A 20331-nucleotide genomic window follows, 5' to 3' on the forward strand; every position below is an offset into this window, starting at 1 on the left:
GAATAGCTCTCTCATTTTGACACTGCCTTTGCTTCTAGGTAATGTAATTTCAGTTGTATTTCACTGGTGAAAATCCTGGCAGGGCATGTGATTCTTTCAATTTCATTTATCATTCCCGCATACAATGCAGAAAAAAATCTTAGAGAATGTTTAAAAGCGATAACTGCTTTAGTATCTTTAGATGATGAAATTATTTTAGTAAATGATGCTTCTTCAGATTCAACTCAAAAAATAGCATCTCAACATAATTGTAAAATTATCAATCTCCAAAAGAATGGTGGGGCAGCTCATGCACGAAACCATGGAGCAAAAATTTCAAGTAAAGATATCCTGGTCTTTATTGATTCAGATGTTTTGATCTCTAAAGAGAACATTGAAAATGTAAGATCATATTTTCAGAATAATGAAAATATTCAAACAATTACGGCAAATGTAGATCTTGAAAATTTACAATTAGGATTTTTTACTGACTTTAAAAACCTTTATATGAATTACATTATCTCAGCAGGAAGTTTATCGGTAAATTATGTCTATGGATCTTTCTGTGCAACGAGAAGCAAGAATTATACTCCATGGCCTGAAGAGATACGACTTACAGAAGATTCATTATGGGGCTATCAACAGAAAAAATCAGGGTTCACGATTCACTCGCTAAGTGAGTTGAAGGTGAAACATCTTAAAGAATATAGTTTGAAAAGCCTTATTCGCAACGACTTCCTTATCTCATCTTTTTTTGCACGTGCTTTTTTAGGTTTTAATCGCTGGAATACTTTATATAGCAAAGAGAGTTTTGGTCATACTTCAAAGCTGCAAAAAATTAGTGTTATTTTATCAATGATTGTATTAATGATTTCTCCTATAGCTCCTTTTTTAAGCTTAGGAATTTTTATACTGTGGTTCGTGATAAATATTAGATTCTTCCAATTCTTATTCCTTCAAAGGGGAGTTTCCTTTTCCCTTAAGTCAATTGCCTGGTATTTCTTCACATCCATTAATTATTTCATCGGTATCTGTCATGGATTTTGCATTTATTTTATGGAAAAAACGAACCTTACCGAAGAAAGAGAAATAGCATGAAATCAGATTTCGTAAGTATTATTGTCCCTGCCTACAATGCACAAAAAACAATTCAGAAATGTATTACATCTCTTACCAATTTAGATTTCCCTAAAGACCAATACGAAATTATCATCGTCGATAATAATTCAACAGATAAGACAGAAGAGATTATTAAAAGTTTCCCTGGAGTCATCTACACAAAAGAAACCACTCAAGGCCGAAGCTACACAAGAAACCATGGCGCAAAAATTTCAAAAGGGAATGTTTTAGCCTTTGTTGATGCAGATGTTTTTTTAGATGCTGGGTGGCTTAAGCACTTGGCAGTAAAATTTAAGAAAGAATCAATTGGTGGCGGTCAGGGAAGAGTTATTCCGGCCGACGATGATGGGCAGGCATCACTTAATAATTTTCGTATTCGTCAGCAGAATGAAGCAACTGATAAAACTAATATCATATTGAGACTTAAATATTTCGAAAGCCCAATGGTAAATTCGGCAGCATGCATTTATCGAAGAGAAGCTTTCGAGCTAGTTGGAGGCTTTGATGTCTTGCTAGAAAGGCATGAGGATATAGACCTGGCAAAACGTGTTTGCGTCTCAGGATATGATCTTGTGGCGGTTCCCGAGTCGCGTGCCTACGTTGAGTACCATGGTGAAGGCTGGTGGTCGTATTTCGTAAGATCTTATAGCGAAGGGTACACCAAACAAAGTTATAACATCAAATGGCGTCAGTTTTTTAATTCGCACCAGATAGAAAAAAATGATTCTTCACCAGTAAATTTAGAAACTCCTGAGGTTAAGACTAAAAAGAAAACTATTAATTTAGATGCAATCAGAATGAACTTCTGGATGGTAAGAGATGAAATATTTTACAATGTTTTGCGCTCACTAATTTATTTCGATTTTTATTATTCTCTAAAGGCCATCAATTCTACTTTTAAATCTGCCGGGAGAGTCTGGGGTATTCTGAAGAATAATTATCCTGGTGAATTTATTCCTAAATATCGTCTGGATTTATTAGATCGATCTTTAGTCGTTAAAGAAAAGTTTGAATTCAACCTCGATGATAATTTCAGCTTCTTTATTCAAGAAGGCGAAATTAAAATTAATGAAAATGTTCGCTTTGTCCTTCAGGATGATGCTGTTCTTTACGCTCTAAATATCAAAAAAAATGAATTTGTAAATTTAGGAAGTATTGAATTACATAAAAAAGTTTTAAACGTAAGAGATCTACTTAATCAGAAAGCATAAGGCACAGGAGAATTATTATGAATAAAAAATTCTGCCCTGTACCCTGGTCTTATGTAGCATTAAAAAATAACGGGGACTTTCGAGTCTGTTGCCATGCCAATGCTTCAGATGAGCGAGGGCTTCTTAGAAAAACTGATCAGACAAAATTCAATATTGCGACAGATTCCATTTCTCATGCCAGACAAAGTCAGCTGATGAGTGAAGTTCGTCTGTCGATGCTAAATAATGAAACTCATTCTACATGCATTAGATGTGACAAAGAAGATCTAGCAGGTATGCACTCGCGTAGGCAGTATGAAAAAGAAAGGGCAGCGAGTGTACTCTCACTAGAGCAGGCGCGCGCGCTGACAAATGCAGATGGTAGTCTGCAATTAGAAAAGACTCCAGTGCGTTTTATGGATTTAAGATTCAGCAATCGCTGTAATTTAAAATGCAGAATGTGCGGACCTACAGATAGTGAGTTTTGGTATGACGACTACGTAAAAGTCTGGCAGCAGACTATGTTTACTGATGGTGGTGAAGAGGTTCAATTAAGCCAGAATTCCAAAGGGAAATGGATAGCAGAAACTCAACAGTATAAATGGGTGGATGAAGATAATTCATGGAGTGAGATTAAGGCCAATCTCTCGGAGCTAGAATATATTTATATTGTTGGTGGAGAGCCGCTTTTAGTTATGGGGCATGTGGAGATTTTAAGAGAGTGTATTGCTCGAAATGTTGCTGGGAATATCACCCTTGAATACAATACAAATCTAACACTGTTGCCGGACGAAGTTTTAGAACTTTGGAAGCATTTCAAGAAAGTGAGAGTTGGTATTAGTATTGATGGAGTAAAAAAGGTTAATGACTATATTCGCTCACCCAGTAAGTGGGAGCAGATTGAATTTAATTTTAAAAAATTAATGGATTATAATCTGAATGATAATTTTGAAGTATGGTTTTCTCTTACTTACCAAGCTTATAATGCTTATCATATAGTTGAGGTATTCGAATGGATTAAGAATGAATTTCTTATGCCTAAAAATTCTTCATTCTATAAAGTTAAATTAAAAACACACCCTCTTCATAAACCAGATCATCTTTCAGTTAAAATCTTGCCTCGTAAAAATAAAGATGAGCTTGCTTTAATTTATAAGAATTATATCCAGAAGCTCGAAGAGGAAAGAAAAGCGTATGTTACGAGCAAGAGATTTAATAAGTTTGTAGATACGACAACGGCTACTTTAAATTCTTTTTTAAGTTTTATGGAAGATGAAGATCTCTCATCTCACTTAGATACCTTTTTGCGATTCACAAAAGATCTAGATAGTATGCGTTCTGAAAATATTAGTACCGTGATACCAGAAATAGGAAAGATGATTCATGGATAATTTAATGAAAGGCATTTGCCATGTATATCCTGAAAATGTTTTCTTGAAGAACTTAAGCAGAACTATCCAGGAATATCCTTCTATCGTAGAAGAAGATTTTCTATCTGCTGGGCAAGTGCATAGCAAGCGTTGGCTAGCAACAGAACTAAAAAAATTATCGCTTGAATTAGGGCTTATTTATCTCACTCCAGGTTGGTATGGATTACTGGCCCAATTTATCAGCGAAGAAAATTTAAATTTTTCAGGGATCAGGTTATTTGATAGAGACCTTAAGGCCGTAGAAGTCTCAGAGTGGATCAACCGTAATCTATTTGTAGACGGATGGAAATTTAAGGCCACATGCTTAAATATCCTTCATATTAACTATGACAGGCATGATTACGTTACGATCAAGGATGGATTTAAAAGCTCCCGTCAGAACGAGTGCCCAGATACTATCATTAATACTGCTTGTGAACATTTGGATTACCAGAAGTGGCTTGAACTGATCCCTGCAGGTAAATTAGTCGTTCTTCAGAATAATGATTTTTTAGAAGGTAATGAGCATACTCATTGCGTGTCATCATTGGAAGAATTTACAGAGAAGTGCGGGCTTTCAGAAGTATATTACTCTGGTGTTCTTAATCTAAATATTTATAATAGGTACATGTTAATAGGAAGAAAATAACATGTTGGACTACAACACAATTGAGACTCTTCATATTGAAGTGACTGATAAGTGCAACGCAAGTTGTCCTCAATGTGCTCGCAATCAATCCGGTGGAAAAGTTAACTCACATCTTCCTTTGGTAGAATTAAGTCTAAACGACATCAAAAAAATTGTTCCAGTAGAATTAATTCATAGATTAAAATCAGCTCTTTTTTGCGGTAACTTTGGTGATCCCATTGTTGCAAAAGAAACTTTGGAAATCTTAGAATACTTCAGAGAGATTAATTCAAATATCAATTTATCGATTAACACTAATGGCTCGGCCAGAGATGTAAGTTGGTGGACTCGTTTAGGTGAGGTCATTCAGAATAAAGGTAATATCAAGTTTGGAATCGATGGCCTTGCAGATACTCATGCACTTTATCGCAAAGGAACAGATTTTCATAAGATCATTCGTAATGCTGAAGCTTTTATAAAAGCAGGTGGGAATGCACATTGGGACTATATTGTATTCAGACATAACGAACATCAAGTTGAAGAAGCAAGGGCCTTAGCTGCTCAATTGGGATTTAAAAAATTTATCGTTAAAAAAACCGGACGTTTCTTTTCAAATTCAAAACTTGAAAAAAAAGATCATCAAGATGTATTGGATGAACAAAACCAACCAATCTATAAAATTCAGCCACCAGTAAATCCTGAGTTTCACAATTCTAGTTTGGCCAGAGAAGAAGGGTTAATTAAGCAATTTGGAAGTATGCAAAGTTATCTCGAGACGACTGATGTTTCTTGTAAGTCGCTTCAAGAAAAAAGCTTATACGTAAGTTCTGAGGGATTAATTTTTCCATGCTGCTGGACTGCGAATCAGATGTATGTCTGGTATGTTCCGGCCGCTTCGACACCATTACATAAATTACTAGATAGTCACGGGGGACCTGAGACTATTAATGCTAAATTTAATTCCTTAGAATCAATACTTGAAAATCCTTTTTTTAAATCCATTCAAGAGAGTTGGTCATGTAAGAGCATAAGTGAAGGGAAACTTCAGGTATGTGCTAAAACTTGTGGAAGCTCATTTGATCAATTCAAGGATCAGTACCTATGAACGTAAAAGATCTGGATATCGTTTTTATCTCTTTTGATGAACCAAATGCTGATGAAAATTTTTTAGACTTAAAAAGGAAATTTCCTCACGCTAAACGTGTTCACGGTGTGGTCGGGTTTGATAAATCACATTTACAGGCTTCGCAAATTGCGGAGACTGATAGCTTTTTTATTGTTGATGGAGATAATAAAGTCACTCACGATTTTGCAGCACTTACATTAGATCACTATGACCCGACTTATGTTTATAGTTGGTCTAGTAAAAATATCATCAACGGTCTGGTGTACGGTAATGGGGGAGTGAAGCTCTGGAATAAAAAGCATTTTGAAAATTTAAACTGCCACGATCAAGGTTTGGTCGACTGGTGTTTTCAAATTCCTTATTTTCAGATGAATGACTGGTACTCATACTGCATGTGCAATTCTTCTCCTTTTCAGGCGTTTCGTGCAGGCTTCAGAGAAGGTGTTAAATTCGGACTTGGCCCTAAGGGAGGAAGAATCGATAACCTTCAGACTTTAGTGCATGCCCTGCCGGAATCGACTCAGAGAAGGCTTTTTACATGGCTTACGGTCGGTGCAGATGTAACCAATGGGCTCTATGCTATATATGGGGCACGCTTAGGATTTTTAAAAGTTGTTTGTGAAAAGGATTTTAATATAGACCTGATTTCAAACTATGCATGGTTTGAAGAAATCTGGAATAAAGAATTCAGTTTTGTTAGAGACGGATATTTTCTTGAGCACTATTCACGCATGGCCTCGGACATTCGTCAGATCTTAGATATACCTATATCTGATCTGGATTCAGTTCAAAGTGAACTGATGAAGAAAGTAATGTTTAATCCCAAAAGAGAAGGGCCAATGTTAAAAAAAGGTCCGGAAGAACAATACAGCATTAACCTTTCTCATTTCAAAAAAGAATACTAATAAAAAATGAATAAACAGACGCTCATTATACTTGTGGCACTTTCTCTTGTAGTCCGAATTGGATTTGCGGCCTCTTATCCCTTAATTGGAGATGAGCTTAATTTCTGGAATTATTTTTACGATTTTCCGGTCTTTGCTGATTTTTGGAAATTCTTCACAGTACATGATACTCAACAGCCACTTTTTTACTTAATCTGGTTTGTTGCATTTAAATCAGACTACTCTCAAACTTTTTTAAGGCTACCTTCAATTCTCGTAGGGCTCGGATCACTTTATTATTGGGCGAAACTATTCCCTTATAAAGATCCAGACAACAGCACTCCTTGGATTCTTTTTTTATTTGCTCCTTTTTTAACGGCCTACACATGCTTTTTTCTACCGTATTCTCTGCTCGTATTATTTTCTCTCTATAGTTTTTATTATTATAGAAAGCTCGAAGAGTCTTTCTCTAAGAAAAACTTATTACATTTTTTATTAGGCTGCTTACTTCTGACATACACGCATTACTACGGGGCCTTATTGGCAGTCGTCTTAAGCTTCCTTTTATTTTTAAAACAAAAAAATTATAAATATAAAAAAGAAATTATTTTTTTAGGTGCAATTCTCGTTGCCTTAGTAATTTGTACTACAGACTTTTTGAATGACTTCAATGCTGTCCATATTTATAGAAACAAGCCAACACTTTTTGATTTGGCCGGGCACGTGAATTTATTAATCGGTGGACGATATATCGCAATGATTTTGTTGGCAGTTTTGGTTGTTGGCAGAAAGAAGATAAATTTTAAAGAAATGCCGTTTGTAGTGTGTTTAGTTGTTTTTCTGATAGCGTACTTAAAATCTATGCTGCTATCTCCTTCGCTAGAAGCACGCTACCTTCTAATCTTAATTTATCCAATTTTTTACATGAGCAAAGGATTCCAATTTAAATTCTCAATTCCGGTTATGGTCGCAACCTGTCTTTTTTCATTTTATGTTTTACAAAAAACTTATGGACCTGAGTTTGTAACCGATTACTCAAAAGTTCCAAGAACATCTAATAAAACAGGATTAATGACGACGATTTGTCCGAAGTTTTATTTCAAAGAAAGTAACTATGTTTGTAGAAGTAATTACGAAAAACCAGACGAATACACATTGGATCTTAATGAGGCTATTGTCAGTGAAAAATTATTACCAATTTTTAATAAGCTTGAACCGACAGGTCAATGTGTTAATTTAGGCAATAGCTTATATAACTGCAAATTTTAAGCTAGAGTTGAATCTCTTCGATATATTCAGCATCCTGGTTAACCTTCCATGGGTTAAATTTCTTCTGTCCAAGATTAATATTTTCACAGGCAAGCATGGCCGTTTTGATAGAGTGATCTTGATTGTTATAGCGGTGCAATCCACTGCGACCAATAGGATGAAGGTTCTCAAATTGATTTAAATATTTTTGAACATTATCCAGTCTTTCTTTGTAGCTTAAGTCATAAATAGGGTAGGCATACGGAGATCTGATGACTTTAAAATCTAGTTCATTTTCAGAGTATTCTAATCCTAAAATTTGTAATTCTTTTTTTGCCAGCGTAAACATTTCATCATCAGAAAGTTTCCAGAAGGTATCATCTCTTTGGCAAAAATACTCGAGTCCGTAACAGACGCAGTCGAGTCCTGGTGTCATATAAGTAGACCAGTTTCCATAATTTTGGATTCGTCCTACTTTAACTCGCTGGTCATGGATATAAATCCAATTGTCAGGAAAATGATTTTTTCCTTTAAACATAATGGCCACGGTAATAAAACTTCTGTAAGTGAAATCATTAACAGCATCGAGAATAGCTTTAGGAGGCTCTGGCACGATCCCTTTAATAAATTCTCTTAATGGAGCTGTACTGATAATATCATCTGCAACTTCACTGATCTGGCCATCCGATAACTTAACGGTCCATTTATTATCTTCTACCTGATTAATTGAAATTACCTTGGTCCCTAAAATAATCTGGCCATTAAGTTTAACAACTTCATCTCTGACTTTTTCCCATAGCATACCAGGACCTAGCTTGGGATAATCAAATTCCTCAATTAGGCTTTTAACATCAGCAGAAGGCAGTCTGAAAAATTGCTGGATAGTTCTTTTAATCAAGGCGTAAATATTCAGATTGTTTATTCGTTGAACGGCCCAATCTGAAGAAATTTCAGAACAGTCTATACCCCATACTTTTTCAGTATAAGATTTAAAAAAGGCTTCATATAATTTTTGACCGAAGTTTGAAATAACCCAATTTTCAAAATTATCTTTTACCTTTGGAGGAAAAAGACGCGTTTTAAAGAAAGACGTCATAAAAGACAATGTTTCAAAAGGATTCAGTTTAAAAATGAGCTCACCGGGATTTAGTGGATATGAAAGAAATTTCTTTTTGTAAAAAATACGGGAAATTCTTTTTCTTCTTAAGAGATCATCTTTTAGAATGTCTTCCCAGAAGTCACTTACGACTTTTTCTTTGGTATAAAAACGATGGCCGCCAATGTCAAATCGAAAACCATTATGAAGAACAGTGCGTGAAAGCCCACCCACATACTCCTTGTCAGATTCATACACCGTAACTAGATGTCCTTCTCTCGCGAGAAGCAGCGCGCTTGTTAGACCTGCCGGTCCGGCACCTATGATGATGACAGTTTTTTTCATTGAAAATTTATCCTTACTTTGTCCGATATACTATATTAATCCCAGTGAATTCGCTACTTGCATGGAATAATTTAAATTGAACTAATTCATGGCCTTGGATAGGATAGGAAAATGCATAATGATATCTCTTCCATTGAAGAATCAATTAAGAAACTCAACGCAGTTTCACCTTCGTTTTGTATGGCCAAGTGGATGCATTCTACGATTCATTTGAATTTAGGGCGAACACATTCGTGTCATTTGCCGAACCATCACAAGATTCCTGTAAATGAAATTACAAAAAATCCCGCGAGCTTGCACAATACATCTTTTAAAAAAGATATAAGAAAAATGATGCTTAAAGGTCAACGTCCAGCTGAATGTCAGACTTGTTGGGACATAGAAGATCTTCCTGAAAAACGCTATAGCGATCGACATTTCAGAGGTCAGGATCAATGGGTAAAGCCTTTCTACGATAAAGTCATTTCCCAAAAATGGGATAAAGATATCAATCCTACTTATCTGGAAGTGAGTTTTAGTTCAACTTGCAATTTTAAGTGCAGTTATTGTGGACCGACCTATTCTACAGCATGGATTCAAGAGGTAGAAGAAAAAGGGCCTTATAAACTTTCTGAACATGAATACCAATCTCTGAGTGAGTTAAGAAAGCAAGGACAGATGCCGATTACCGACAATGTTAATCCATATGTAGAAGCTTTTTGGGAGTGGTGGCCGACACTAAAACACGATTTATTAAATTTTAGAATTACCGGTGGCGAGCCATTATTGAGTGTAGATACTTTTAAAGTGCTATCGATGATTGATGAAGAACCTCTTCCTAAAGTGGAATTGTCTGTAAACTCTAATTTAGGTATTCCTGATAAGCAATTTGAGAAATTTATTGCTCTGACGAAAAGTATTGTTGAGAATAAAAAAGTCAGGCACTTTATCGTTCATACCAGTCTAGATACTTATGGAGCGCAGGCCGAATACATCAGAAATGGTTTAGATTTTAAAAAATTTGAGAACTATGTTGAAAGATATTTAACAGAACTTCCACGTTCTGATATCTCTTTTACCTGTACGTTTAATGCTCTAAGTATCGTTAGTTTTATTAAATACCTTGAGTGGATTATTTCTCTTCGTAAAAGATTTTGTCAGGATGGAAGACATATTTACATGGATATCCCTCACTTAAAATATCCGACATTTCAGTCGTGTGCTGTTTTAACTAATGACTATGCTGATAAGATCAGAAAGATCGTTGAGTTTATGGAGACAAGAGAGCACCCAGTGTATGGGATTAAATCGGCAGAGACTCTTAAGATGAGGCGTATCCTTGACTGGATCGAGTCGAAAAGGCCACAAACACCTCAACAGGAAAAAGAATTAGAACGTAATCAAATTAATTTTTATCTATACTTTAGTCAGCATGACAAAAGACGTGGCACTGATTTCTTAAGAACTTTTTCAGAAATGCATGACTTCTATAAGCACTGCCAAGGCCTTGCTGAACGAGCTTCAGTATCTTCTTTTTAAAAAATCCTCGAGAGCATTAAAAGCATTGTTGTAAGGCACGCGAAGCCCGATGGTATTAAATGGAAAAAAAGTTGTAATACTACAAATGACGATTGAACCAACTATGGGAACTATTCTCCAGACAGTGAAATTAAAACATTTCATAATGAAATGAGAAATCATCCATCCCACGTGTTTGAGAAAGTGAAGAATAGTTTTTGGAGATAAGTAATAGCAGATCTTCCACCAGATATTTGCTTTTACCCAATGATAAATTTCTCTAAATTTTAAGGCAGGTGAATCTTGCATATGAAAAGATTTAGCCTGAGAGTTAGGAAGATAAAGTACCTGGTCAGAGTTAATTTGAAAGAAGGTTTGAAAGGTACATACTAAAATAGCAATAAAGGATAACTGGCCATTTTTTTGTCTCTTCCCATGGCGATAACCTACATGAAAGAAGAAATCATAAAGAGCAAAGTAAAAGCCGGCCATGAAAGTATCCAGTCTGGTCACTAGTGTTGGTTTTAAAAATAATGCAGGATTATGATTGTCCGCGCTCCAGAATATTTCAGGCACAATGATTTCGTGAAAACATCTTCCCATTCCCTGACGTATCGCTTTGTTTATCAAGCTTATTATATTCAAGTGAGTCGAGTGCTCGATATCGAGGGAGTCAGTAAAAAGATATCTGTCGCCAGCAACATGAAGTTTTAAATTAAGCTCTGTTTCGGAGCCTCCAAAAGTAATCTGCTCGTTAAAGTGCAAACGCTTCTCTAAAAGCTCTTTGTTATATAACGTATTTCCACCTACAAGATGAAATCTATTAGTTCCATTTTTTTGATTGCCTTCCTTGAGCCATGAAGTGCAAATGGCATGATAAATGGTATCAATGAGTCTGGTGTGTTCGGGCAAATGATAACTTCCTCCAATCGCAGCAATATTTGGATGTGCAATGGATAAATGATAAAGAGTGCTCAAATGCTGAGGGCTACGAATTAAAACATCGTCATCCAAAAAATAAATTTTTAGTGACTCTGCTTTTTCAATCCCAATATTTCTGGCCGAGTTAACACCGATGCGACCTGCAAAAAAATACTTAATGGGGAAATGAGATTTTTGTCCAAATGATTGAACGAGTTTTTCCAGGAGTGGATCATACAGATTCCCAATAACAAGCACCTCGATCAGAAGACCAGATAAGTCTTGTTTCAACAACGAATCAAGCAAATGTGAGACATCGAGATTGCGGTTGTGAGTAGGAATAACGACAGTCAAATTCATGAGTGAATATTACCCTTGAAGTTCTCTCTCAGTCAAAATGAAGCTTACATTGATTTTCTTTACTCTTTCAGACTAAACTTACCTACCAGGAAAAAATATTGAAATCATTGTTTTTAAATTTTTATAATACTCATGTTCAGGTCGAATCGACTTTTGAAGATGTACTAACTCCTTTAAAAAAAGATTTTTCAAACTTTATTCAGCTGGAAAGACCCGCTCATTTTGATTTCATCCTGCAAATTTTTAATCAAGCACCACCATATTCAATGGTTCCTAACATGGTCGCTACGATGCAAACTCTTAATTCGATTTGCTACGACAATGATGGAATCAGGTATTGTGATTATTACGGCGATGTTTTAGTTATTTTAGATACGAGAACTAACGTAGCTAAGATGTACTCTGAAAATATCTCTAAAGTTCATGAAGTCAGTTACCTGTTAATTCTCTCGAGAGTAGGAAAGTTAATGGACCTTCACGGGTTACATAAACTTCATGCTTTTAGCGTTTCCTATAAAGATCTGGCCATCGTTTGCATGATGCCGATGAAAGGTGGAAAGAGCACGCTCTTAATGGAATTTTTAAAAGATGAGCGCTTTAAAATTATTTCAGACGATATTCCATTGGTGAATCTCGCAGGAGAGATCCTTCCTTTTCCAATCAAGATTGGTCTAAGTGATCTTCCTGGAAATTTAAACGTGGTGAACCCCGAAGTAAATTTCTATACGATGGATCGCGCTCATTATGGAAAAAAACAATTATTATCCCTGAATGGACTTCCTGGAAGAGTTGAATCAACTGAACGCAAATTTAAAAAAGTGATTCTGATCGAAGCTTTTCGCTACAATTCAAAAACGTCTATTTTAAAAGATGCTGATATTTTTAGTACAGGAAAAGGGCTTCTTAAACATGGAGTAATCGGTTTTGGATTGCCGATGGTTATTGAGTATTTTTGGGAAAAAGGGCCAGCAGATTTCCTACGTAAGACTAAAATTTTCTTTTTAAGACTTCTGGCCTTTAGTAGTCTCTTGATTCGCGCTAAAAAAATGAAGCTCTTTTTAGGTAAAAATCCTCATGAAGCGTCTGAAGTTATCGTCAAATACGTCATCAATAACTATGACCGTATCTAGCAATCCGTCATAAAAATAACGAAAAAATATTATTAAGAAAAACCACCTAAGTGGCTAGTATTACGTGCTTCGTGAGGTCTTTTAAAGGAAAATTTAAAGGCCAACATTGACAGTACCCCGTTTGTTCCCACCTTTAGGATTGAAAGAGTTAATCATGAAATAAAGGACGAGCTAATGACAGAAAACACTAACGAAACGGGCACTGAGGAAATTCTAAATGCCGATGGTGAACAGGTAGAAACAGAGAATGTTGAAAACATTGCTCCTAAGGCAAAACAAGAAGAAGACTTCAAAGCAAAATACTATTATTTAGCTGCTGAAATGGACAACATGAAAAGAAGATTCGATCGCGAGAAAGAAAATCTTTTAAAGTTTGGAAATGAAAAACTTCTTTCAAACTTAGTAGGTGTTGTAGATAACTTCGATCTAACAGTTGCCGCTTTAAAAAATGATAATGATGATAAGGTTCAAAATATCGTAAAAGGTATTGATATGATCCGTACGCAACTTTTAGATACATTAAAACAAAACGGACTAACTCAAGTTGAATCTTTAGGGAAAACTTTTGATCCAAACTTCCACGAAGCTGTTGCTCAGGCACCTGCACCAGGGAAAGAAGATCAGGAAATTATCACTGAATACCAACGTGGGTATATTTTAAATGGCCGTCTTTTGAGAGCATCAAAAGTTGTAGTGGCAAATAATAATTAATTTTGATTTCGGATTTAATTTATAAGGAGAATTTATGGGAAAGATTATTGGTATTGACTTAGGGACAACAAACTCGTGTGTAGCTGTTCTGGAAAATGGAACTTACAAAATTATTGCAAACGCTGAAGGGCACAACACAACTCCATCAGTTGTTGGTTTCGCTAATAACGGTGAAGTACTTGTTGGTCAGGTTGCGAGAAGACAATCTGTTACAAACCCTAAGAAAACACTTTTTGGTATTAAAAGACTAATTGGTAGAAAGGCAGACGCTCTAGAAGTTAAAAAGTTCATGGAAGTAGCACCTTTCGAAATCATCGCTAACAAAAACGGTGATGCTTGGGTAAAAGTTGACGGAAAAGAAATGTCACCTCAGGAAGTATCAGCAAAAATTTTAGAAAAACTAAAAAAAGCTGCTGAAGACTACTTAGGACAACCGGTAACTGAAGCTGTTATTACAGTTCCTGCTTACTTCAACGATGCTCAAAGACAAGCAACAAAAGATGCTGGTCGTATCGCAGGCCTTGACGTTAAACGTATTATCAACGAGCCAACTGCTGCTGCTCTTGCATACGGACTAGATTCTAAGAAAGATCAAAACATCGCTGTATTCGACTTAGGTGGTGGTACATTCGATATTTCAATTCTTGAAATTACATCTGACGGTGTATTCGAAGTAAAAGCAACTAACGGGGATACATTCCTTGGTGGGGAAGACTTCGACTACAGAATCATCAACTATCTTGCTGAAGAGTTTAAGAAAGAACACGGTGTTGATTTAAGAAACGATACAATGGCACTTCAAAGATTAAAAGAAGCTGCTGAAAAAGCTAAACACGAACTTTCGAACGTTAACCAAACAGATGTTAACCTTCCGTTCATTACTGCAGACGCTACAGGGCCGAAGCACTTAAACGTAATGATCACGAGAGCGAAATTTGAGCAATTAATTGGTGACCTAATTGAGAAATTAGTAGCTCCATGTAAAACATGTATTAAAGATTCTGGATTATCACTTTCTGAAATCCATGAAGTTGTTCTAGTTGGTGGTGCGATCCGTACTCCATTAGTTCAAGCTAAAGTAAAAGAGATCTTTGGAAAAGAGCCTTCAAAAGGTGTAAACCCGGATGAAGTTGTAGCTGCAGGTGCTGCGATCCAAGGTGGGGTACTAGCTGGTGACGTTAAAGACGTTCTTCTTCTAGACGTAACTCCATTATCACTTGGTATCGAAACTCTTGGTGGTGTTTCTACAAAGATCATCGAAAAGAACACAACGATTCCTACAAAGAAATCGCAAACGTTCTCGACTGCTCAAGATAACCAACCAGCAGTTTCGATTCACGTACTTCAAGGAGAAAGAGAATTTGCTAAGGACAACAAAACTTTAGGTAAATTCGACTTATCTGGAATTTCTCCAGCTCCACGTGGTGTTCCACAAATTGAAGTAACTTTTGATATCGACGCTAACGGTATTGTACACGTATCAGCTTCGGATAAAGCGACTGGAAAATCTCAGGAAATCAGAATCACTGGTGGATCTGGATTAACAGAAGAAGAAATCCAAAGAATGGTAAAAGATGCTGAAGCAAACAGATCTGCTGACCAGGAAAGACGTCAAGTTGTAGACACTCACAACCAACTTGATGGAATGATCTTCGCTTCAGAAAAAATGATTAAAGATGGTGAAGGAAAAATTTCTGCACAATCTAAAACTGAACTTGAAGCTGCAATCGTTGAAGCTAAAACTAAACTTTCTAGCGAATCAATTGATGAGTTAAAAGGTGCAGTTGAAAGACTACAAAACGTATCTCATAAAGTAGCTACAGAAATGTACCAAGCTGCTGGAGGAGCACCAGGTGCAGAAGGAGACGCTCAAGGTAACCCTGGAGCAGGTTCAACTGATGCTGGTGGATCGAACAAAAAGAACGATGACGATGTAGTAGACGCAGACTACAAAGAAGTTTAATCTTGATTTACTAAATTAATTTTACAGACGAAAGGTCTCTCCGTATGGAGGGACCTTTTTCGTAAAGGGCTGAATTACACATGAGCACGAAACGCGACTATTACGAAATCCTTGGAGTACAAAAAAGTACACCCAAAGATGAAATCAAAAAAGCATACCGTAAAATGGCGATGCAATTTCACCCTGATAAAAATCCAGGAAATCCTGAAGCAGAAGCTAAATTTAAAGAAGCATCTGAAGCAGCGGAAGTTTTATTAGATGACGACAAAAAAGCTCGTTACGATCAATTTGGCCATGCCGGTGTAAACGGGCAAGGCGGCGGCGGGCACGGTGGATTCCAAAACGGCGACTTCGGAGACTTCGGCGATATTTTCGGCGACATCTTTGGAGACATGCTTGGTGGAGGAAGAGGACGCGGAAGAGCTGGTGGTGGACGCCGTTCAACGGGAAGACCTGGGGACGATCTGCAAATGGGAATCGATATCGATTTTTCTGAAGCAGCTTTCGGAACTGAAAAAACAATATCACTTACTAAAAATGTAAGATGCGAAACATGTAGCGGATCCGGAGCAAAAGCAGGTTCAAGTCCTACGACTTGTGACTACTGTAATGGCCATGGTGAAGTTCGTCGTCAGCAAGGATTTTTTACTGTTTCATCAACTTGTCCAAAATGTAATGGTTCAGGTCAGATGATTAAAGACCCGTGTGGAACTTGTCACGGTGCTGGTAAGAGAAAGAAGAAAGTAGACCTACAAGTAAAAATCCCAGCGGGTATCGACCAAGGTCAGCGTTTAAAACTTTCTAACGAAGGTGATGCTGGATCTAACGGTGGACCAAATGGAGATCTTTACGTTGTGATTAATATCCGTGCTCATGATATTTTTGAGCGCGATGAATTTGATGTTCATTGTACTGTGCCGATTAGTTTTTCTCAGGCCGCTCTTGGAGCAGAAATGGAAGTGCCAACACTTTCAGGAAAAGTTGCTTTAAAGATTCCTGCAGGAACTCAATCTGGTGTGAAGATGCGCCTTAAAGGAAAAGGGATTCAAAGACTCGGTGGATACGGAGTTGGAGACCAGATCGTTACTGTGCATGTTGAAACACCTACGAAGCTTACTAGTGAGCAGAAAGATTTATTCCATCGTTTAGCGGAAGTGGATGAAAATTCTAATCCGATGAGCAGAGGGTTTTTTGATAAAGTTAAAGACTTGTTCCAATAGTTAGATAGAAGGCCGGGAAACCGGCCTTTTTTATGCCCGAAATCCAATCCCGACAATCTCACTCTAGTTTTTTTACCAATATCATCGCTTTTATTAAACGCCTTCACTTGTTAGAATAGTGGGATCTCAATTTTTATTAGGAACATAAGAATGAAAAGTTTTGTAGTTGTAGGTTTGTTTTTGTTTGTCTCTTCTTGTTCAGGTGTGAGCATGATTACTCCAGACAGGAAAGTGGCAGATAATATTGATACATCTAAATTATATAGACAGGATTTTTTACAAAAAATAAATGCAGCTAAAGAAAAAGTCCGTCAGGGGAAAAGTGATCTTGCGCTAAAAGATCTGGCAGCTATGAAAGAAGCGAATCTTTCGGCACCTGAAAAAGCAACGAGAAAAAATCTTATTGGTGTTATCAATTTCTCGGGAAGAAAATTTGATGTAGCTTCAAAGAATTTCGAAGAAGCATTACTTTCTTCTAAAGAAGACCCAGCACTGGAAGCACAAATCTATCTTAACTTAGGTAGTGCTTACTATAAGATGAATCAAAATGAAAAAGCGTTAGCGACATTGTCACAAGCTAATTATAAAAATCTTCAAGATGGTGAAGCAAAAAAATTCCACCAACTGCACGCACTACTGTCTCAACAATTAGGGAAAAAAGAGCAAAGCCTTTCATCTTTAATTCGTTCTCTGGAAGATAAAAAAACCATCACTGAATTAACAACTGAAGCGAGATACACACAAGCTGAAGATTTATTCATGAAGCTTTCTCCAAGTGAGCGCGTAAGACTGTTGGAAGAATTTGATCAGGAAAAAAATATTGCTGTTCCTTATCTTGCTTACAAAGAAGCAGAAAGATCATTCCGTGAAGGAGATCAGGGCCGTGTGAAGGATTACACAGACTGGATTGAAAAGCGCTACGGCGATAACACTGAAGTTATGACGCTTGTCAGAAGTTTAGGTGTAAGAAATCAGAACAATTCGACGAAAATCGACGTCCGTTACATTGGGGTTGCACTTCCTCTATCGGGCGACTTAAAAGGGCTAGGAGAGCGTGCTCTGGCCGGTATTGATATCGCACTTGAAGACATGTCACAGGATCCGGAGAAAAAATATCGTTTAGAGATTAAAGACACTAAAGGAAATCCAGCTAATGGAGCTTTCGCTGTTAAAGATTTAATCGAAGTAAATAACGTTGCGGCGATTATCGGTGGATTAAACTCGAGTGAAGCAACTAAAGAATATTTAGAAGCAAAAAAATACGGAGTGGTTTTCATTTCGTTATCAAAAGTTCTTCTTCCAAAAGAAGAAAAGAATCATTTGTTAATTGAAATTCCAGGATCAATTGAATCGCAAGTAAGCCTTCTTTTCTCTGATAAAATGCTGGGAAAAATCGGAAAACGTCCGGCAATTTTATATCCAAGAAATGATATTGGTGAAGCTTATGCCAATGAGTTTTGGAGACAATCGAAGAAAAATAATCTTGATATCACGGGACTGATTTCTTTTGATACAAATCAAACAGACTACCGCGATCCAATCAAAAATATTCTAGGAATTAAGTTTAATCGTGAGCGTGAAGAAGAGCTTTCAATTGTTAACGACATTGCTCATTTAGAGAGTAAAAAGAGTATTAAGCGCCTTCAAAACCTTCAACCGCAAGTTGATTTTGACTGGGTATTTGTTCCGGCCCTTCCTCGTGAAACAGTTCAATTGCTTCCGAACTTTAATTACTTTGATGCTTTCAACTTGAGCTACGTAGGAGTTCCAAGCTGGAGATCAGAATTAATGGTGAATGAAGGCTACAGATACGGGAATGTTTTCTTCATGGATGAGTCAATGGGAACAGCTGAAACAGCATTTACTCAAAAATTCTTTGCAAAATTCAAGAAACAGCCGAACTTTGTAGAAACTATTGCCTATGACTCACTAAAGATTTTATCCGAAGTGGTTGAAGGAGATAGTTCATATGAAACACGTCAAGATCTAGATGTGGCCTTATCTAAGAAGGGAAATCTTCAAAGTGAGACAGGTGCATGGAAGCTTCAAGATGATATTTGGATTAAAGATATGGCGACTTTCAAGATCAAAAGAGAAGGTATCGAGCAGGTTTTAAACTAGTTGTATCAATAGCTTGAGTCGATTACTTGATTTTTAAGGTCAAGTAATCGACACTCAAAAACTATTTTTTTGCAGCAGCGATTTTCTTAGCGATTCTTGCTTTTTTCTTTCCCTGAGCAACTTTTCTTTTCATTTTTAGCGCGATTTGTTTTCTACCTTGGCCCATTTTATTCATCCTTTTTGGTCGGTTAATTAATTATAATTTTGATCGTCATATACTATTCAAAACAAGAAGGGAAATCTAGTATTTAATTGTTGTGTACAACCCAGTGAAATGATAAATTTTATTATAAACGATTTAGTTTATTAGAATGGATTCGGAAAATAACGATGGTTGTTAAAAAAAGCACGCAAAAAAAAGCAGTGCAAAAAAATACTACGAAGTCTGCAAAGACCTCAAAATCAAAAAAAGCTGTAAAATCAAAGACTGTGAAAGCAGTTAAGGAAAAAGCAGCGAAAGATATCAAGGTTGTAAAATCTTCAAGCGCTGAAGCAATTATCAATGCCGAAGCAGCAGCAACTTTGAATACACAAGAAAGACGTGAAGTTCTTCACGAGATTAGTGATCTAAAAGAAAAACTTCGTCATAGAAGAATTCATGGAAACGAGGATAAGAAAAAAATCGCTCGCGACATGCTTGAGAGATACACTGGTCACGATATCAAAGATTTTCAAAAACAAATTATTCTTACGAACTTTCACTACTACGTAGAACGTTTTAACGTTCTTCTTCCAGATGCTCACTACACGCAAGGTTCAGCGTTCAAAGCTTCTTCTTCGAAGAAAGCTCAAGTAACGATTATTGAATTTGGTGTTGGTTCAGCAATGGCCGCTCTTATTGGAGAGTTGTTAGCAGTTATCGAACCAAAAGCAGTTTTATTTTTAGGACTTGCTGGCGGTGTTCACCCTTCTCTTGATGTTGGAGACTTCGTTCTTCCAATCGCATCGATCAGAGGTGAAGGTGTTACTCAACATTTCCTTCCAGAACAAGTTCCAGCTCTTCCAACTTTTAAAGTTCAAAAATTTGTTTCTCAAATTTTAGTTGAGCATGGTCTTGAATATCGTACTGGAACAATTCATTCAACGGATTACCGTTTTTGGGAATTCGATGACAGATTCAAATTAAATTTATTAGAACAAAGAGTTCTAGCAGTAGAAATGGAAACGGCAGCACTGTTCGTTTCTTGTTTCGTCAGTAAAGTAAATATCGGAGCTCTTCTTCTCATCTCTGATTGCCCACTGAAAGAAGGTGGTATCAAAACTAAGCAATCGGCAAAAGCGGTCTTTAGGAAATTTACCGATGTTCATATAGAATTAGGTATCGAAGCTATGGCCGATATTGCGGAGAGAGGCGAGGCTATCCGTCACTATCAATGGTAAAAAC

General features: G+C 36.7%; 16 protein-coding genes. 14 read left to right on the top strand and 2 right to left on the bottom strand.

Going from position 1 to position 20331, the window contains the following annotated elements; genetic code table 11:
• The first annotated feature begins 66 nt into the window (after positions 1–66).
• The 7 genes from SHI21_RS02165 to SHI21_RS02195 are packed head-to-tail and all read left to right on the top strand — an operon-like array spanning position 67 to position 7604.
• Positions 67–1077 carry a glycosyltransferase family 2 protein gene (locus SHI21_RS02165; RefSeq protein ID WP_323574473.1) on the top strand — a complete coding sequence of 337 codons (1011 nt, stop codon included), beginning with the start codon at positions 67–69 and terminating at the stop codon, positions 1075–1077.
• On the top strand, positions 1074–2309 hold the full coding sequence (locus tag SHI21_RS02170) for a glycosyltransferase family 2 protein (RefSeq protein WP_323574474.1): 1236 nt from the start codon (positions 1074–1076) through the stop codon (positions 2307–2309). The genes SHI21_RS02165 and SHI21_RS02170 overlap by 4 nt, the downstream gene beginning before the upstream one ends.
• Before the next feature lie 17 nt (positions 2310–2326).
• Entirely contained in the window at positions 2327–3679 is a 1353-nt protein-coding gene (locus SHI21_RS02175) for a twitch domain-containing radical SAM protein (RefSeq protein ID WP_323574475.1), read from the top strand.
• On the top strand, positions 3672–4346 hold the full coding sequence (locus SHI21_RS02180; RefSeq protein ID WP_323574476.1) for a hypothetical protein: 675 nt from the start codon (positions 3672–3674) through the stop codon (positions 4344–4346). The genes SHI21_RS02175 and SHI21_RS02180 overlap by 8 nt, the downstream gene beginning before the upstream one ends.
• A gap of 1 nt (position 4347) precedes the next feature.
• Entirely contained in the window at positions 4348–5430 is a 1083-nt protein-coding gene (locus SHI21_RS02185; RefSeq protein ID WP_323574477.1) for a radical SAM protein, read from the top strand.
• On the top strand, positions 5427–6356 hold the full coding sequence (locus tag SHI21_RS02190) for a hypothetical protein (RefSeq protein ID WP_323574478.1): 930 nt from the start codon (positions 5427–5429) through the stop codon (positions 6354–6356). Before SHI21_RS02185 ends, SHI21_RS02190 begins: the two co-directional genes overlap by 4 nt.
• A gap of 6 nt (positions 6357–6362) precedes the next feature.
• Positions 6363–7604: a hypothetical protein gene (locus tag SHI21_RS02195; RefSeq protein ID WP_323574479.1), complete on the top strand. Its 1242-nt coding sequence runs from the start codon at positions 6363–6365 to the stop codon at positions 7602–7604.
• A gap of 1 nt (position 7605) precedes the next feature.
• Here the strand turns inward: SHI21_RS02195 and SHI21_RS02200 are convergent, their stop codons facing one another.
• Positions 7606–9024 (bottom strand): NAD(P)/FAD-dependent oxidoreductase, encoded by a 1419-nt coding sequence (locus SHI21_RS02200; protein WP_323574480.1) that lies wholly within the window; start codon positions 9022–9024, stop codon positions 7606–7608.
• A gap of 111 nt (positions 9025–9135) precedes the next feature.
• On the opposite strand from SHI21_RS02200, the gene SHI21_RS02205 reads away from it, so the two are divergent.
• Positions 9136–10542, top strand: a complete 1407-nt coding sequence (locus SHI21_RS02205; protein ID WP_323574481.1) for a twitch domain-containing radical SAM protein — start codon at positions 9136–9138, stop codon at positions 10540–10542.
• On the opposite strand, the gene SHI21_RS02210 is transcribed toward SHI21_RS02205, so the two are convergent.
• The gene (locus SHI21_RS02210) at positions 10525–11802 is read right to left on the bottom strand and encodes a glycosyltransferase family A protein (RefSeq protein ID WP_323574482.1); all 1278 of its coding nucleotides are present in this window, start codon (positions 11800–11802) and stop codon (positions 10525–10527) included. The genes SHI21_RS02205 and SHI21_RS02210 overlap by 18 nt on opposite strands.
• A 98-nt stretch (positions 11803–11900) precedes the next feature.
• Here SHI21_RS02210 and SHI21_RS02215 point away from each other — a divergent pair, with 98 nt between their 5' ends.
• From SHI21_RS02215 to SHI21_RS02240, 6 genes are all read left to right on the top strand, one after another.
• Positions 11901–12932 (top strand): hypothetical protein, encoded by a 1032-nt coding sequence (locus tag SHI21_RS02215; RefSeq protein ID WP_323574483.1) that lies wholly within the window; start codon positions 11901–11903, stop codon positions 12930–12932.
• Between the two features lie 174 nt (positions 12933–13106).
• A complete protein-coding gene (locus SHI21_RS02220; RefSeq protein ID WP_323574484.1) occupies positions 13107–13643 on the top strand; it encodes a nucleotide exchange factor GrpE in 537 nt (178 codons plus the stop codon).
• Between the two features lie 34 nt (positions 13644–13677).
• On the top strand, positions 13678–15606 hold the full coding sequence (dnaK, locus tag SHI21_RS02225; RefSeq protein ID WP_323574485.1) for a molecular chaperone DnaK: 1929 nt from the start codon (positions 13678–13680) through the stop codon (positions 15604–15606).
• An 80-nt stretch (positions 15607–15686) separates the two neighbouring features.
• Positions 15687–16826, top strand: a complete 1140-nt coding sequence (dnaJ, locus tag SHI21_RS02230) for a molecular chaperone DnaJ (RefSeq protein WP_323574486.1) — start codon at positions 15687–15689, stop codon at positions 16824–16826.
• Between the two features lie 150 nt (positions 16827–16976).
• Positions 16977–18947, top strand: a complete 1971-nt coding sequence (locus SHI21_RS02235; RefSeq protein WP_323574487.1) for an ABC transporter substrate-binding protein — start codon at positions 16977–16979, stop codon at positions 18945–18947.
• Positions 18948–19277: 330 nt separating this feature from the next.
• Positions 19278–20327: an AMP nucleosidase gene (locus SHI21_RS02240; protein WP_323574488.1), complete on the top strand. Its 1050-nt coding sequence runs from the start codon at positions 19278–19280 to the stop codon at positions 20325–20327.
• The last annotated feature ends 4 nt before the right edge of the window (positions 20328–20331 follow it).

Origin of the sequence: Bacteriovorax sp. PP10, assembly GCF_035013165.1 — a bacterium.
Lineage (GTDB): Bacteria > Bdellovibrionota > Bacteriovoracia > Bacteriovoracales > Bacteriovoracaceae > Bacteriovorax > Bacteriovorax antarcticus.